Consider the following 13,514-nt stretch of genomic DNA (forward strand, 5'->3'; position numbering starts at 1 on the left):
CCCCGGGGGGGCGGGGGGGGGGGGGCGCCCCCCCGCCGGGGGGGGGCGCGGCCCCCGCCCCCCCCCCCCCGCCGCCCCCCCCCCCCCCCCCGGGGGCGGGCCCCCCCCCCCGCGGTGCCCGCCCCCGACGGCGGAGTCCTGCTGACCGTGGACGCCGCCGGCTCCGACGGGCTCCTGCGCGACCTGCTCACCGCCCGGCCGCCCTGGCACATCCGCGCCGTGGAGGAACTGCCGTGACCGCCCTGCTGCGTTACCAGGCGGCGCTGCTGCTGCGCTCCCAGCGGTGGCTCGCCCCGCTGACCGTGTACGCCGCCTTCGTGGCCGTCGGGATCCGGCCGGGCGACCCGGTGCTGGACTCCCTCGGCTACGTGGCCGCCGGCCTGGTCCCGGCCACCGTCTGGCTCGTCCGGATCTGCGTCACCAACGAGCCCGACGCGGCCCGCGACTGCACGACCGCCGCCACCGGTCCCGTACGGGTGCATGCGGCGGCCCTGCTCACCGCCCTCACCGGGGCGCTGCTCGCCGGAGGGGCGGCGGCCGCCGTGGCCGTGCTGATCGGCGACCCGGCCCGGGCCGCCGACCCCGCCGCGACCGCCCTCGCCGGGGCGACGGCGGTGGCCGCGTGCGCGCTGACCGGCGCGGCCGTGGGCGCCCTGTGCAGCAGGCCGCTGGTGCGGGGCCGCGGCTACGGAATCCTGGCCGGGGCCCTCGGCTCGCTGCTGGCCTGGGTCCTCGCCCCCTCTCCGGCCCGCAGCGCGGTGTCCGCCCTGGTCACGGCGGCCCGCTCGGGCACGGTCCCGCTGCCGCTCCTGCCCCTGGGGGGCGCGCTGTTGCTGGCCGCCGGCGCGGGCGCGGCGGCCTGCCTGGTCGCCGTACGGAGAAGCTGGTCCGGCCCCGGCCGGTAGGCTCGTACGTATGGACCGGCCGGATGAGACCCCGTCGTACTGCCCCGCCCCTGCCGCGCCGGCCGGGCGGGTACCGGGGCCGCCGTACGCGGACTGCGTGGAGTGCGGGAAGCCCACCGAGTACGGGGTCGCGACACCGGGCGTGGTGCTCTGCGCGGTGTGCGAGTGGCAGGACGCTCAGCGCACCGCCTGCTCCGGCTGAGGGCCCGCGCTACTTTCCGATCAGCTCCGAGACCTTCACGAACCGGTAGCCGCGCTTGCGCAGCTCCGGGACGATCCGCTGGACGGCCTCCTCGGTGACCGGGGCGGCGCTGCGCGTGCAGTGCATGACCACCACCGAGCCGGGCTTCACCCCGGCGAGCACCTGCTCGGCCACGGCGTCGGGGTCCTTCGCGAAGGCGTCCCCGCTGACCACGTCCCACTGGACGGCCGTGACCTTGGCCGTGGACAGCACCCGCAGTGCCTGGTCGTCGTAGCAGCCGCCGGGGAAACGGAAGTACGGGACGGTGTTGACCGCGCCCGCCTGCCGGAAGGCGGCGAAGGCCCGGTCCACGTCGGCCCGGGCGGCCGCGGCGTCGAGCGCGGGCAGCCCGTAGCAGGGGGACTTGAAGGCGTGGTGACTGTACGAGTGGTTGGCGATCTCGAAGTTCGGGTCGGTGCCGATCGCCTTCGCCTGGTCCGGGTACTCCTCGGCCCAGCGGCCCGTCATGAAGACCGTCGAGGGCACCTTCAGGGTGCGCAGGGTCGAGATCAGCGAGGGGTTGTCGAAGCGCTCTCCGCCCTCGGCGCGCGGACCCTGGTCGGAGGTCATGTCGGCGTCGAAGGTCAGCGCCACGGTCTTGTCCGTCTGCTGCCTCGTCCGTTCGAAGACGGGGGTCAGGCCGTTCGGACCGGGCGCCATGGTCGGGGGCTTGGCGGGCGCGCCGGCCTGCGGGGCCGCGGCGGGCGATCCGGAAGCCGAGGCCGAGGGGGCGGGGGAGACCGAGGCGGAGCCCGGGGCGGCGGGGGTGCCCATACGGGCGGCCTCGCGGCCGGCGTCCGGCGCGCCGGCGCCGCCCCCGCATCCCGCGAGGGCGGCGCCGAGCAGCGCCGTGGCAGCTGCGGCAGCTACTTTTCGTACGGAATTGGTCACGTACGCAAACTATATGACTAACTGATGAGAAGAATGAACGACAGGCGGTCGAGCGGAACCTCACCCCGCCAGCAGCCGCCTGCGGCACTCCTCGACGTCGAAGTCCCCCTTCGGATACTGCGGATCGATCTCCTCCAGGTGCTCCAGCAGCAGGGTGCTGACCGCCCAGTTGCGGTACCACTTGCGGTCCGCGGGCACGATGTACCAGGGGGCCACGTCCGTGGAGCAGTGCTCCAGCGCCAGCTCGTACGCTTCCTGGTACGCGGGCCACACGCTGCGCTCCTCGAGGTCGCCCTCGTTGAACTTCCAGTGCTTGGCGGGGTTGTCCAGCCGTGCCAGGAGCCGCTCGCGCTGCTCCTCGTAGCCGATGTGGAGGAAGACCTTCACCACGGTCACCCCGTCGTCCGAGAGGGCCTTCTCGAACCGGTTGATCTGGGCGTACCGGTTGCGCACCCGGTTGCGCGGGACCAGCTCGCGGACGCGGGCGATGAGCACGTCCTCGTAGTGGGACCGGTCGAAGATGCCGATCTCGCCCGGGTGGGGGAGCTCCTTCTTGATGCGCCAGAGGAAGGGGTTGGCCAGTTCCTCCGCGGTGGGCGCCTTGAAGGCCTTGATCCGGCAGCCGGAGGGATTGAACATGCCGATCACGTGCTTGAGGGTGCCGCCCTTGCCGCTGGTGTCCATGCCCTGCAGGACGAGCAGCAGGCGACGGCGGTCGCCGGTGGTGCTCGCCGCGTAGAGCCGTTCCTGGAGGTCGGCGAGCGGCTGCGCCAACAGGGCGGCGGCCGCCAGCCCGGCCGCCTTCCCCCGGGGGCCGCCGGGGGTCGCGGAGGAGTCGAGGCGGCTCAGGTCCGGCCGGTCGCCCGGGGTCACGCGCAGCAGCTCCCGCAGCGGCCGGGCCGTCGCGGCGCCGTCGCCGCCGGCGCCCTTGGACCGCTTCCCGGGCTTGGCGGGCTTGGCGGGCTTCCCGGACTTCGCAGGCTTCTTCTTGTGCTTCTCCTGCTTCTCCTGCTTCTCCCGCTTCTCCGGCTTCGAAGCCTCTTCCTGCTCGGCGGCCCTCTTCTGCTTCTCGGGCTTCGCAGGTTTCCGCTTCTCGTTCTGCTTCCCGGCCATCGCTGACCACCCCAATCCCGTCGGTTCCGTACGATCTTCCAGCAGACGGAACGGGAGCGCGAGGTCAGTGCCAGGGACCCGTCACCGCGAAGGTGGTCCCCGGCGCGTAGGCGTTCACGTACATGGTCCGCCCGTCGGGGGAGAAGGTGACCCCGGCGAACTCCCCCCACTCCGGGGCCCCCGGCCGCCCGACGTCCTCGGCGTTGCGGGCCATCGGGTAGACCTCGCCGCCCCGTGTCACGCCGAAGACGTACTGCGCCCCGCCGCCGTCCTCGCACACCATCAGTCCGCCGTCCGGGGCCAGGCAGATGTTGTCGGGGGAGTCCCCGGGCAGGGCGATGTCGGCGGCCGGGCCGAAGACCACGTCCAGTCGCAGCTCGGCGCGCCGCGGGTCGTAGAACCACACCTGCCCGTGGTGGTCGGCGGCCGCGCCCTCGCTGCTGCGGGCGAAGCTGGACACGAAGTGCACCCCGCCGTCGCCCCAGTAGCAGCCCTCCAGTTTCTGCGCGTGGGTGATCCCGCCCGGCCCGAAGTCCTGGAGCCGGATCGGCGTTCCGGCCGCCGAGGGGTCCGGTACGGGCACCCACTCCACCGGGAACCGGGCCCCGGGCTCGTCCACCACGGCCAGGTCCGCGAGCCCCGGTACCCGCAGGGCCTCCAGGCGGCCGCCGGCCCGCAGCGAGCCGAGTCCGCCGAGCGGCCGCTCGGGCAGGAAGCGGTAGAACAGCCCGAAGGGCCGGATGAAGGCGTCCTCGGTCTCGTAGACGACCCCGCGGTAGGGGTCCACGGCGACGGCCTCGTGCGCGAAGCGGCCCATCGCCGTGAGCGGGACCGCGCCCGAGCGCTGCGGATCGGCGGGGTCCACCTCGAACACGTAGCCGTGGTCCCGGGCGTAGCCGGAGGTGCCCGCGCGGTCCTCGGTCTCCTCGCAGCTCAGCCAGGTGTTCCAGGGGGTCCGGCCGCCCGCGCAGTTGACGGCGGTGCCGGCGAGGGCGACCCGCTCGCCGGTGGCCCGCCCGGCCGCGTCCAGCTCCAGGGCGGTGCAGCCGCCGAGGGCCTGGGGGTCGTAGGTCAGTCCCGGGACGGCGGGAACGCGCAGGGTGGCGGTGGTGCGGTTCTCGTGGTTGCGGACCAGCCGCACGCGGCCGCCGCCGGCGTCGAAGGCGGCCATGCCGTCGCAGTTGGCGGGCACGGCGCCCTCGCCGGAGCGCAACGGAGCGCCCGCCCGTGAGAGCACCCGGTACGTGAATCCCGCGGGCAGGTCGAGCAGTCCGCGCGGATCGGCCACCAGCGGTCCGTACCCGCGCGCGGGCCCGGAAACCCGGGTGGGCCCGGCGGCCCGGGAGTCACCCCCGGCGAACAGCGCGCCGAGCGCCCCGCTGAAGACGACCCCGCCCGCGGCGAGCAGGCTGCGCCGGCTGACCGACACCGCCGCCCCCGACCCCGGCACCGCCGCCCCCGACCCCGGCACCGCCGCCGCCGACTCCGGCACCGGCGGCCGCACGGACGGCATCAGGCGGCAGGCTTGGGGCGGGTGGTGCCCGGAAGGCAGGTCACCGCCCGGTTGAAGGTCTCGAAGAGGCCGTCGGGATTCTTCTTCCAGAGCCACAGGTGCAGGGCGTAGTGCACCGGCTGACCGGGGAAGTTGCCGGGCTTGGGGCCCTTGAAGGCGACGCCGAACATGCTGGGGCGGTCGTCGTCGGTGGTCAGCTTCTGGTCGCGGTCGTAGACCAGCCACTGGGCCGCGACGAGTCGCTTGCCGCCGCGCCCGTCGTCCTCGTAGAACAGTGCGGCGGGCTTCTCCGGGTCGACGGAGTTGTCGTACGTGTGATTGAAGTGCGGGTAACCGAGCGCGCCCGGTCCCGCCTTGTCCGTGACGCAGTACTGGTCGGGCTTGTAGCCCGCCGCCACCGCGTTGGCGTGCACCTGGAACCTGGCGGTCGCCGCGTACGCGAGGGCCCGGTCGCTCAGAGCCCGGCGGGGTCCCGAGCCCGGGTCCGCGGCGGCGGCGGCGGGCGGGGCGGGGGGAGCGGTGACGGCCGCGAGGGCGAGCGAGGCGGCTGCCGTGAGGGCCAGGGCGAGACTGCGGGCCATGCGCGGGCTCCTTGTGACGGGCTGGCTGGGGGGCACCTGCAGCTCTTCCCCGGGCCGCCGCCCCCGCCACACAGTCGGCCCGGACGGGCGACCGCCGATCGGCTGACCGCCGACCGGGCCCGCACGCGCGGCCGGCGCCGCCCGCTCACTCGAACGGGACGCGCGCCGTTTCAGGGCGCACCCGCGCGGGGAACCGGTGTTGTCCCCAGAAGGCGAGCGCGACGGAGGGTACGGACCATGGCGCAGCAGGATGCGGCACCGGACGGCGGCGGACAGCTGCACGAGATCGTGTCGGCCGTGTCCCGGGGCGCGCCGGAGTACCGGCAGTGCCCCCATCCCCTGTACGCAGCCCTGCGCGAGCAGGACCCGGTGTGCCGGCTGACCCCGCCCCACGGGATCGACACCTTCCTCATCACCCGTCACGACGACGCCCGCGACGCGCTGTCGGACCCCCGGTTCAGCAAGAACATGCACGGCGCCATCGACACCTACCACGCCGTGTACGGCAGCTTCTTCGACGCGCTCGACGACAACGTGCTCTTCTCGGACCCGCCCCGGCACACCCGGCTGCGCCGCATCCTGCGGAGCGCCTTCACCCCGCGCCGGGTGGAGCAGATGCGCCCGAGGATCACCGAGATCGCCGAGACCATCCTCGGCGAGTGCCGGAAGGCGGGCACGGTCGACCTGATGGCCGCGTTCGCGTTCCCGCTGCCCATCGCGGTCCTGTGCGAACTGATGGGCATCCCGCAGGAGGACCGCCCGGAGATCCTGGAGCAGTTCTCGGTGGTGACCCGCTCCCGGTTCGATCCCGGCAGGAAGGCCGAGCTGAAGGCGGCCGAGGAGCGGCTGCAGCACCGCTTGGAACGGCTCATCGCGGACACGCGCGCCCACCCGTCGGACTCCTTCCTCAGCGACCTCATCCGGGCGGAGGAACCGCTGGAGGACCCCGAACTGGTCGCGTCGCTGTGGGTGCTGTTCTTCGCCGGTCACAAGACCACCGCCTACCAGATCGGAAATTCGGTCCTCAACCTGCTGCTCCGCCCCGATCAGGCGGCGAAGCTCCGCGAGGACCCCGCGCTCATTCCGGGGGCGGTCGAGGAGATGCTGCGCTTCGAGGGGTCGGTGGAGACGTCGACCTTCCGGTACGCGGCGCAGGACGCCGAGATCCGGGGCACGCTGATCCCCCGGGGCTCCCTGGTGCAGATCGCGATCACCTCGGCCAACCGGGACCCCGAGAGGTTCGACCTCCCCGACGAGCTGGACGTGACGCGCGAGGGCCTCCAGGGGACGCACCTGGGCTTCGGGCACGGGACCCACTACTGCCTGGGGGCGCCGCTGGCGCGGCTCGAACTCGAGATCGCGCTCGCCTCCCTCCTGCGGGAGTTCCCGGACATGGAGCTGGCCGACGCGGCGGAGACCGGGCGGGCGTGGCTCAAGGGACCGATGCCGGCGTTCCGGGGTCTCGAGCACCTGCGGCTCGTCCTGGAGCCGCGGCGCCCCGACGGGGACCCGGGCGAGGCGTCCCTGGCCTCCGTGGCCTCCGGAAAGTAACCCAGACCCGATGGGCGGTGGATTGGCATGACGGATTCCGCGAGTACCCCCGCACTGCGCCTGCTGGGAACGCCGGCGGACGAACTGCGCATCGCCGCGGTGGGCACCAGCGAAGTCATCCGGGTCGCGCGGGGTTCCTCCGTACCGGGCACGGACGAGGCTCGCGCGGTCCACGCGAAGATCGACATGCATCATCACTTCTGCGCGCCGCAATGGCGCGACTGGGCCGTGCACCACGGACTGGTCAAGCCGGAACGGCTGCCCCCGTGGACCCGGCTCGACACGGACGCGGCGATCCGCTTCATGGACGACACGGGCATCACGACCGCGGTCCTCAAGCCGATGCTCCCGGCGCGCTACCGGTCATCGGCGCAGCTGCGCGAGGCCATCAACATCACGCTGCAGTCGATGATCGAGGTGGCGCAGTCGCATCCGGGACGGTTCTCGTACTACGTGCCGCTCTTCCTGGACGACCCCGAGGCCTCGTCCTGGGCCGTACGCCGCGGGCTCGGGCAGCTGGGCGCGGTCGGCGTGAACGTGACGGCCAACTACGGGGGCGTCTACCTCGGAGACCCCGCATACGACCGGCTGTTCCACGAGCTGAACGAACACGCCGCCGTGGTGGACACCCACCCGCACAACCTTCCGGACGGGCCGCCCGGCGGGCCCGGCGCGCCCGGTGCGTCGACGGTGCCGGGCATCCCGAACTTCATGTGCGACTTCCTGCTGGACACCACGCGGGCCGCCGTGAACATGATCAGCAGGAGGACGCTGGACCGCTTCCCGGACATCTCCGTCGTACTGCCGCACGCCGGAGGCTTCCTGCCGTACATCGCGACGCGGCTGCAGGCCCTCGGGCGGTTCTGCGAACCGCGCGTCGAACCGGCCGCCGTCCGCGACCACCTGAGCCGCTTCTACTACGACACGGCGGGCCCCATGGCGCCCGCCGCGACCCTGCTGGAGCACGTGCCGGCCGACCACGTCCTCTTCGGCACCGACTGGCCCGCCGCCCCGGCCGACACGGTCACGGACCTGGCGCTCCCCGCCCTCGAAGCGGACCCGGCCTTCACCCCGGAGCAGTTGCAGGGGATCTACCACGACAACGCGATGCGCCTGATCCCGCAGCTGGCGACGGCCTGACGGGGGCGCGGGCCGGGTCGTGCGGCCCGCGCCCCACCGCCGGAGCGGGAGTCGGGGCTCGGGCGATCAGGCGAGCTTGGCGCTCAGGGTGATCGTCGTACCGGTCAGAGCCTGGCTGACCGGGCAGTTCTTCTTGGCGTCCTCGGCGGCGGCGACGAAGCCGTCGTCGTCCAGGCCCGGAACCTCGCCCTCCACCGTGAGGTGGATGCCGGTGATGCCCTCACCGGGCTGGAAGGTGACGTCGGCCTTGGTCTCCAGGCGGGTGGGCGGGGTGCCCGCGCCGGCGAGGCCGTGGGACAGCGCCATCGAGAAGCAGCTGGAGTGGGCGGCGGCGATCAGCTCTTCCGGGCTGGTCTTGCCGTTCGCGGCCTCGGTACGGGCGGGCCAGGAGACGTCGTACGAGCCGAGGCCCGAGGAGTCGAGGGTGACGACACCCTTGCCCTTGAGCAGGTCGCCTTCCCAGACGGTGTGCGCGTGACGCGTGGTGGCCATGGTGATCCCTTCGAAGATGTGGGAAACGGCCGGTTCCCCGAAGGGACCCGGCCTTCCCAAACCTACTGGGACACCAGGGGTTTCGCGTCGCGCGCCAGCGCGGTGAGCCGCGATATGGCGCGGAAGTACTTCTTCCGATAGCCGCCGTTCAGCATTTCCTCACTGAACAGCCGGTCGAAGGGGACCCCGGAGGCCAGGACCGGGATCTCGCGGTCGTACAGCCGGTCGGCCAGTACCACCAGCCGCAGCGCCGTCGACTGGTCCGGCACCGGGCCGACATCGGTCAGGCAGACCGCCGTGATGCCGTCGGTCAGTGCGCCGTAGCGGCTCGGGTGCACCCGGGCCAGGTGTTCGAGGAGGCCGGGGAAGTCGTCCAGGCTCGCGCCCTCGGCCGCGTACGCGGCCTTGGTGACCTGCTCGTCGGAGAACGGAGCGGGGGCCTCCGGCAGACCGCGGTGGCGGTAGTCCTGGCCGTCGATCCGCAGCGGCCGGAAGTGCGCCGAGAGCCCCTGGATCTCGCGCAGGAAGTCGGCGGCGGCGAAACGGCCCTCGCCGAGCTTGCCGGGCAGCGTGTTGGAGGTGGCGGCGAGCGCCACGCCCTGCTCGACCAGACGGCTGAGCAGCGAGGACACCAGTACGGTGTCGCCCGGGTCGTCCAGCTCGAACTCGTCGATGCACAGCAGCCGGTGTCCGCCCAGGGTCTGCACGGTCTGCTGGAAGCCGAGCGCGCCGACCAGGTTGGTCAGCTCCACGAAGGTGCCGAAGGCCTTGAGCGCGGGCTCGGCCGGGGTGGCGTGCCAGAGGGAGGCGAGCAGGTGGGTCTTGCCGACGCCGTAGCCGCCGTCGAGGTAGACCCCGCGCGGGCCGGCGGGGGCGGCGGGCTTCTTCGAGAACCACCGCTTCTTGCCGGCGCCGCTGGCGTGCGACCCGCCCAGACCGGCGGCGAATCCGCTCAGCACGGTGACGGCCTCGGACTGGCTCGGCTGGGTCGGGTCCGGGTTGTACGTGTCGAAGCGCACCGAGTCGAACCGCGGCGGCGGCACCATCTCGGCCACCAGCCGCTCGGCGGGTACCCGCGGCTCGCGCGCGCACAGGGCCTGGGGGCCCGCGTCGGCTATCGGGGGCCGGCCCGAGGTGTGACCGGAGGGGGAGAGAGATGTTGACACAGCCCTTAACTCTACGGGGCGTGGCACACTGCACCGATGCGACGCCTGTTCCCTGTGACCGATCAGACATCAGCCTCGCCCCTGGACCGGGCCGACCGGGAGTGGTCGCTCGACGAACTGGCCGAGGCCTACGCGTACCCCGCGCTGGAGGCGGACGGCCACTGGCTCCGGGCGAACATGGTCTCCACCCTGGACGGGGCCGCCCAGCACGACGGCCGCTCGCAGCCCATCTCCGGCGAGACCGACATGCGGATCTTCGGCACCCTGCGGGCGCTGGCCGATGTGGTGGTCGTCGGCGCGGAAACGGTTCGCCAGGAGGGCTACCGACCGGCCCGCGCCCGGGAGGCCTTCGCCGCCCGCCGCGCCGCCGCAGGACAGGGCCCTGCCCCGGCCGTCGCCGTGGTCACCGCGAGCCTGGACCTGGACTTCTCGCTGCCCCTGTTCACGTCCCCGCTGGTGCCGACCCTGGTGGTCACCGGAGCCGCCGCGCCCGCCGACCGGGTGGCCGAGGCCGTCCGGGCCGGTGCCGAGGTCGTGGTGGCCGGTGAGGGTGCGGCCGTGGACGTCGCCCGAGCGGTACGGGAGCTCGCCGACCGGGGGCTGCGCCGCCAGCTCACCGAGGGCGGGCCGCGGCTGCTGGGCCAGTTCGTGGCCGCCGACGCGCTGGACGAGCTGTGCCTGACGATCTCCCCGATGCTCGCGGCCGGGGGCGCCCAGCGGATCGCCGGAGGCCCCTCCGTCACGGTTCCGCACCGGCTCGCGCCCGCCTGCGTACTGGAAGAGGCCGGGTTCCTCTTCACGAGCTACCGTCGGATCTGACAAGGCGCGGAATTTGTCGTTCCGCTTTGCTTCCGCTGGGCACATAACTGGGCAGGTATGTCTGCGCAGGGCCCCGTGCGACAGCGGGGCAGGATGGTTTCCGCAGGGGCCGGCCGGCCGGCCTCGGCCCATGAAGGAGAGGGCGTCCGTGTTCACGAGCGTATTGATGATCGAGCAGCCCCTGACCACGGTGGACGTGGACTTCGTCACCACCCTGCACGGGGAAGACGCCGTCTCCTTCATCGTCCTCATGCAACCCCGGGGCGACCAGGACCGACTGCTGCGCGCCATCGACGACGTGGCGCTCGGCGAGCTCCCCGAGGCCATCCGCGAGGGCGACGAACCCGAGGGCCAGGACGCCCTCGGCCCCGCCGCACACGCCCTCGCGCACTCCCTGAACGCGCTGCGCGCCAAGGGTGCCAAGGCCATCGGGCAGATCATCGAGGACCACCCGCTCGACAAACTGAAGTCCGTCGTGGACGAGCACGGGGCCGACGAGGTGATCGTCCTGACGGCCCCGCACTTCGTCGAGGAGTTCTTCCACCGGGACTGGGCCTCCCGCGCCCGCCACAAGGTCGGCGTTCCCGTGCTCAAGCTCTTCGCCCACAACGAATAGGCTTGGGGCCAGTCAGAGCCCCACGCGCCCCCGCAAGCACTCGATCCTGGAGCGACCTGAATGAAGCCCGGCCTGCCGACCGCCATGGAACGGCCCCACTTCATCGGCATCGGCGGCGCCGGCATGTCCGGCATCGCGAAGATCCTGGCCCAGCGCGGAGCGCGGGTCGCCGGCAGCGACAGCCGCGGTGACTCCGAGACCGCCGAGGCGCTGCGCGCCCACGGCGCCACGGTCCACGGCGGACACGCGGCCGGCAACCTCGCCGCCGACTCCACCTGCGTGGTCGTCTCCAGCGCCATCCGCGCCGACAACCCCGAGCTGGCCCGCGCCGCCGAGCTCGGCATCCCCGTCGTGCACCGCTCCGACGCCCTCGCCGCCCTGATGGACGGGCTGCGCCCGATCGCCGTCGCCGGCACGCACGGCAAGACCACCACCACCTCGATGCTGGCGGTGTCCCTCTCGGCCCTGGGCCTGGACCCCTCGTACGCCATCGGCGGCGACCTGGACGCCCCCGGCTCCAACGCCCACCACGGCGAGGGCGACATCTTCGTGGCCGAGGCGGACGAGAGCGACCGCACCTTCCACAAGTACACCCCGCAGGTCGCGATCATCCTCAACGCGGAGCTCGACCACCACGCGAACTACGCCTCCATCGAGGAGATCTACGAGTCCTTCGAGACCTTCGTCGGCAAGGTCGTGCCCGGCGGCACCCTGGTCGTCGCCCACGGCCAGGAGGGCGCCGCCGAGATCGCCCGCCGCGTCGCGGGCAAGGAGGGCCTCGACGTCGTCACGTACGGCGAGGAGGAGGGCGCCGACGTCCGGATCACCAAGATCACCCCGCGCGGTCTGACCAGCGAGGTCACCGTGGTCCTGGCCGGCCGGATGCTCACCTTCACCGTCTCGGTCCCCGGCCGCCACTACGCGCACAACGCCGTCGCGGCCCTCGCCGCGGGCGTGGCCCTGGGCATTCCGGCGCACAACCTGGCGAGCGCGCTCGGCAAGTACACCGGCGTCAAGCGCCGCCTCCAGCTCAAGGGCGAGGCCGCGGGGGTCCAGGTCATCGACTCCTACGCGCACCACCCCACCGAGATGACCGCCGACCTGGAGGCCATCCGCGGAGCCGCCGGGGACTCCCGGATCCTGGTCGTCTTCCAGCCGCACCTCTTCTCCCGCACCCAGGAGCTGGGCAAGGAGATGGGCCGGTCGCTGGCCCTCGCCGACGCCTCGCTGGTCCTGGACATCTACCCGGCCCGCGAGGACCCGATCCCCGGCGTCACCAGCGAGCTGATCATCGCGGCCGCCCGGGCGGCGGGCGCCGACGTCACCGCCGAGCACGACAAGGCGGCCGTCGCCGACGCCATCGCGGGAATGGCCAAGCCCGGCGATCTCGTTCTCACCATGGGCGCGGGTGACGTCACGGACCTCGGTCCGGCCATCCTCGCCCGGCTGTCGAGCTGAAGGTACGAGGGAGCGGGAGAGTCATGTCGTACGAGGTCGAGAAGACGGACGAGCAGTGGCAGGCGGAGCTGACCCCGTCCGAGTACCAGGTCCTGCGCCTGGCGGGCACCGAGCCGGCCTTCCGCGGTGAGTACACGGACACCAAGACGGAGGGCGTCTACTCCTGCCGCGGCTGCGGGTCCGAGCTGTTCCGCTCGTCGGAGAAGTTCGAGTCGCACTGCGGCTGGCCGTCCTTCTTCGACCCGAAGGACACCGACGCGGTCGAGCTGATCGCGGACACCACGCACGGCATGGTCCGTACGGAGGTCCGCTGCGCGAAGTGCGGCTCCCACCTGGGCCACGTCTTCGAGGGCGAGGGCTACCCGACGCCGACGGACCAGCGCTACTGCATCAACAGCATCTCCCTGCGCCTGACCCCGGCGGAGGGCTGACGGCGCGAGGCCGCGGAGCCCGGGCACGTACGACAGGACGGCTGCTACCGAACCGGGTAGCGGCCGTCCTGTGGTTTCTCCGGGCACGCCTCAGGCCCGCCGGCTTGTCGCGGCCCGGAACCCCCCCGACCGCAGCGCGCTCGCCATCAGCGGGTCGGCGACGGCCACGCCCTGCACCAGCTCCGGCCTGCGGTGCCAGGAGGCCGCGTCGGCCTCCATCCGCCGCAGGAGCCGGAAGCGCCTGTGGTACTGACGCTCGGACAGCTCGCCGATGCCGGCCTCGGCGCACTCGGTCCGGTTCAGCCGGGCAGTGTCCCCGGGGCGCCTGCGGGGTCCCGGCGAGGCGTGCAACTCGCGTACCAGCCGGTCGGCATGGTGCGACGGCGTGCGGCTCACCCTGCCATCGGGGACCCGTGACCTCCGCCGGATGTCCGGCGGCCGGATCCCAACGGGGCGGCCATGGTGTCGAGTACATCGCAGTTCGATTCCGATCCGATCTCTGGCCTGCGATGATTCGCGGCAACTAGCACGCTTCGGACACTGAAGACACCTATCCGATTCTGCGCCATGTCTGGTTATGATCGGCACCCTCCCGCC

Annotated in this window: 16 protein-coding genes; 9 read left to right on the top strand and 7 right to left on the bottom strand. The window is 73.0% G+C overall.

Annotated elements, in window-relative coordinates:
- Positions 1-114: 114 nt before the first annotated feature.
- The 3 genes from ACGFZK_RS04085 to ACGFZK_RS04095 are packed head-to-tail and all read left to right on the top strand — an operon-like array spanning position 115 to position 1,107.
- Complete coding sequence (locus ACGFZK_RS04085; RefSeq protein ID WP_393847275.1) at positions 115-237, top strand: hypothetical protein; 123 nt, start codon at positions 115-117, stop codon at positions 235-237.
- Positions 234-905: an ABC transporter gene (locus ACGFZK_RS04090; RefSeq protein ID WP_393847276.1), complete on the top strand. Its 672-nt coding sequence runs from the start codon at positions 234-236 to the stop codon at positions 903-905. Before ACGFZK_RS04085 ends, ACGFZK_RS04090 begins: the two co-directional genes overlap by 4 nt.
- A 10-nt stretch (positions 906-915) precedes the next feature.
- On the top strand, positions 916-1,107 hold the full coding sequence (locus tag ACGFZK_RS04095; RefSeq protein WP_393847277.1) for a hypothetical protein: 192 nt from the start codon (positions 916-918) through the stop codon (positions 1,105-1,107).
- Between the two features lie 9 nt (positions 1,108-1,116).
- Here the strand turns inward: ACGFZK_RS04095 and ACGFZK_RS04100 are convergent, their stop codons facing one another.
- The 4 genes from ACGFZK_RS04100 to ACGFZK_RS04115 all read right to left on the bottom strand — a co-directional run bounded on the left by ACGFZK_RS04100 (position 1,117) and on the right by ACGFZK_RS04115 (position 5,244).
- Positions 1,117-2,037, bottom strand: a complete 921-nt coding sequence (locus ACGFZK_RS04100; RefSeq protein WP_393847278.1) for a polysaccharide deacetylase family protein — start codon at positions 2,035-2,037, stop codon at positions 1,117-1,119.
- Between the two features lie 60 nt (positions 2,038-2,097).
- On the bottom strand, positions 2,098-3,150 hold the full coding sequence (locus ACGFZK_RS04105; RefSeq protein ID WP_393847279.1) for a PPK2 family polyphosphate kinase: 1,053 nt from the start codon (positions 3,148-3,150) through the stop codon (positions 2,098-2,100).
- 64 nt (positions 3,151-3,214) lie between these two features.
- On the bottom strand, positions 3,215-4,663 hold the full coding sequence (locus tag ACGFZK_RS04110) for an alkaline phosphatase PhoX (protein ID WP_393847280.1): 1,449 nt from the start codon (positions 4,661-4,663) through the stop codon (positions 3,215-3,217).
- The gene (locus ACGFZK_RS04115) at positions 4,663-5,244 is read right to left on the bottom strand and encodes a hypothetical protein (RefSeq protein WP_393847281.1); all 582 of its coding nucleotides are present in this window, start codon (positions 5,242-5,244) and stop codon (positions 4,663-4,665) included. The genes ACGFZK_RS04110 and ACGFZK_RS04115 overlap by 1 nt, the downstream gene beginning before the upstream one ends.
- Before the next feature lie 237 nt (positions 5,245-5,481).
- Between ACGFZK_RS04115 and ACGFZK_RS04120 the strand changes: the two genes are divergently transcribed.
- Both ACGFZK_RS04120 and ACGFZK_RS04125 read left to right on the top strand, forming a co-directional pair.
- Positions 5,482-6,795, top strand: a complete 1,314-nt coding sequence (locus tag ACGFZK_RS04120; protein ID WP_393847282.1) for a cytochrome P450 — start codon at positions 5,482-5,484, stop codon at positions 6,793-6,795.
- A 27-nt stretch (positions 6,796-6,822) separates the two neighbouring features.
- Positions 6,823-7,935 (top strand): amidohydrolase family protein, encoded by a 1,113-nt coding sequence (locus tag ACGFZK_RS04125; RefSeq protein ID WP_393847283.1) that lies wholly within the window; start codon positions 6,823-6,825, stop codon positions 7,933-7,935.
- Between the two features lie 66 nt (positions 7,936-8,001).
- On the opposite strand, the gene ACGFZK_RS04130 is transcribed toward ACGFZK_RS04125, so the two are convergent.
- Together ACGFZK_RS04130 and zapE are read right to left on the bottom strand one after the other, a co-directional pair.
- The gene (locus ACGFZK_RS04130) at positions 8,002-8,427 is read right to left on the bottom strand and encodes an OsmC family protein (protein ID WP_393847284.1); all 426 of its coding nucleotides are present in this window, start codon (positions 8,425-8,427) and stop codon (positions 8,002-8,004) included.
- 62 nt (positions 8,428-8,489) lie between these two features.
- On the bottom strand, positions 8,490-9,545 hold the full coding sequence (zapE, locus tag ACGFZK_RS04135; protein ID WP_393847849.1) for a cell division protein ZapE: 1,056 nt from the start codon (positions 9,543-9,545) through the stop codon (positions 8,490-8,492).
- Between the two features lie 84 nt (positions 9,546-9,629).
- Here zapE and ACGFZK_RS04140 point away from each other — a divergent pair, with 84 nt between their 5' ends.
- The 4 genes from ACGFZK_RS04140 to msrB all read left to right on the top strand — a co-directional run bounded on the left by ACGFZK_RS04140 (position 9,630) and on the right by msrB (position 12,917).
- Positions 9,630-10,412, top strand: a complete 783-nt coding sequence (locus ACGFZK_RS04140; RefSeq protein ID WP_393847285.1) for a pyrimidine reductase family protein — start codon at positions 9,630-9,632, stop codon at positions 10,410-10,412.
- Positions 10,413-10,560: 148 nt separating this feature from the next.
- Complete coding sequence (locus tag ACGFZK_RS04145) at positions 10,561-11,028, top strand: indole-3-glycerol phosphate synthase (RefSeq protein ID WP_393847286.1); 468 nt, start codon at positions 10,561-10,563, stop codon at positions 11,026-11,028.
- A 60-nt stretch (positions 11,029-11,088) separates the two neighbouring features.
- Positions 11,089-12,486 (top strand): UDP-N-acetylmuramate--L-alanine ligase, encoded by a 1,398-nt coding sequence (murC, locus tag ACGFZK_RS04150; protein WP_393847287.1) that lies wholly within the window; start codon positions 11,089-11,091, stop codon positions 12,484-12,486.
- A gap of 23 nt (positions 12,487-12,509) precedes the next feature.
- The gene (msrB, locus tag ACGFZK_RS04155; protein ID WP_393847288.1) at positions 12,510-12,917 is read left to right on the top strand and encodes a peptide-methionine (R)-S-oxide reductase MsrB; all 408 of its coding nucleotides are present in this window, start codon (positions 12,510-12,512) and stop codon (positions 12,915-12,917) included.
- 90 nt (positions 12,918-13,007) lie between these two features.
- Here the strand turns inward: msrB and ACGFZK_RS04160 are convergent, their stop codons facing one another.
- Positions 13,008-13,313, bottom strand: coding sequence for a hypothetical protein (locus tag ACGFZK_RS04160; RefSeq protein WP_393847289.1), 306 nt, complete (start codon positions 13,311-13,313; stop codon positions 13,008-13,010).
- Positions 13,314-13,514 lie beyond the last annotated feature (201 nt).

It is taken from the genome of Streptomyces sp. NPDC048257 (assembly GCF_043201855.1).
Classification (GTDB): domain Bacteria; phylum Actinomycetota; class Actinomycetes; order Streptomycetales; family Streptomycetaceae; genus Streptomyces.